This window comes from Ruegeria sp. CE9 (assembly GCF_056537425.1).
Window position 1 is genome coordinate 1 of record NZ_JBQFRO010000054.1, and the last position, 1,581, is coordinate 1,581.

Consider the following 1,581-nt stretch of genomic DNA (forward strand, 5'->3'; position numbering starts at 1 on the left):
CCTCATTGCCACGGCGCACCAAATAGCCCGTCATCCGTTGCAAAACGCGGCCCCGCGCAAGTTTCAAAGATTGAATCACTAGCCGCGCACTTAACGTGGTTGGCTTCAACTCCAAGGGCGCGCACGGCCGCGCAATTTGATCTCACTTGACCACCCTGTGCCTTTGCGGGGCTGCAACCACCTGCCTTCCCGCACGAGCTTGGCGCCGCGTCCCGTCAAATCGGCTTCGATCTGCGTAAAATCGCAAAACCGCTCGAACACCAGTTCCAGCGGGGCATCAATATCTTCGGTGGCTTTGAATTTCATAGCTGATCACCCCAATGCTATACGCCGATCCTTTGCGCGCTGTGAAGGCAGCGCGTCTGGCCAAAGACCACCCCAGTCGCGCACCTTTTGCAGCCTATATGAACCGATCTGCGAGCCAGTTTTCCAGCAAAAACCGCGCAATTGCGCCCTTGCGCGGCGAAGATATTTCTGGGTGTGACCCACAAAAGACATCCATCGCCTCTTGGCGGCTTAACCATCGCGCATCGTCCAATTCATTTGGATCAACCGTAATCTTTGTGCTTGTGGCGGTGGCTAGGCAGCCAAACATCAAAGAGTTGGGGTAAGGCCAAGGTTGATTGGCAACATAGCGCACTTCGGACGTGGTGATCCCCGCTTCTTCCAACACTTCGCGGCGCACGGCGGCCTCGATTGTCTCACCAGGTTCGACAAACCCTGCGAGTGCGGAATACATCCTTTCGGGCCAACCATGCGAACGCCCCAACAAAATTTGATCGCCATAGGTCACAAGCATGATCACCACGGGATCCGTGCGCGGGAAATGCGAGGCGCCACAGGCGCGGCATTTGCGCTGCCACCCCGCTTGCACCATCTGCGAAGGGCTGCCACATTTGGCGCAATAGAGATGCGAGCTGTGCCAATTCAACAAAGCACGGGCTGTTGCCGCCAATTCTGCTGCGCGTGGAGGCAGGGTGATCATAATGCTGCGCAATTCCAAAAACACAGCGCCCTCGGGCGCATCTGGATGGGCCTGCTCGGACAGATCAACAAAGGAGTTCAAGCTGACCCCTTCTGGCAATTCAGGATTCCAATCGCTCAGGTCTTGCGCAAAATAGGCCGCCCCATCCTCGGACAGCCCCAAAAACAACCGCGCCTCCTCTGCGAGATCTCGAAAAAGCGGTGCGTCTTTTCGCAAAAAGCACAAGGACGCCAGACCCGTTTCTGAATCGCGCTGACATAGCACCTTGCCGCGCCACAGAACCAAGATATGCGCCTTTGCAATTTGCCCCAATTGCACAGGATCATCCCGCAAATGCGCCGCACGATCTAAATTCGATCCACCAAAGGTGACCGCAGAGGCAGTTTGTAAAAGGGGCATGTGATGTGATCCTTGCTTCGCGCCCAAACCTTACAGAGACGTGAACGGGGTGCAACAAGAATAGGATTGCCCAGAACTACCCTTATGGCTGTATGATGCCCCCATCAGAAGGGGATGAGATTTGGCTGCGGGATAGATCAGCATAGGGACGGCGCGGTCCGCGCGGCTGAAGGCCACGCTTTTTGCGACCACCGATT

At 56.2% G+C, this 1,581-nt stretch carries 2 protein-coding genes; both read right to left on the reverse strand.

Features of this window, described 5'->3' with window-relative positions; genetic code table 11:
- Nucleotides 1-105: 105 nt before the first annotated feature.
- A complete protein-coding gene (locus ACR0B3_RS23865) occupies nucleotides 106-306 on the reverse strand; it encodes a hypothetical protein (RefSeq protein WP_480811222.1) in 201 nt (66 codons plus the stop codon).
- 94 nt (nucleotides 307-400) lie between these two features.
- Nucleotides 401-1,384, reverse strand: coding sequence for an NAD(+) diphosphatase (nudC, locus tag ACR0B3_RS23870; RefSeq protein ID WP_480811223.1), 984 nt, complete (start codon nucleotides 1,382-1,384; stop codon nucleotides 401-403).
- Nucleotides 1,385-1,581 lie beyond the last annotated feature (197 nt).

Coding starts and splice junctions, on each gene's coding strand:
- ACR0B3_RS23865 (WP_480811222.1), bottom strand. CDS start 306: ATGAAATTCAAAGCCACCGAAGATATTGATGCCCCGCTGGAACTGGTG.
- nudC (WP_480811223.1), bottom strand. CDS start 1,384: ATGCCCCTTTTACAAACTGCCTCTGCGGTCACCTTTGGTGGATCGAAT.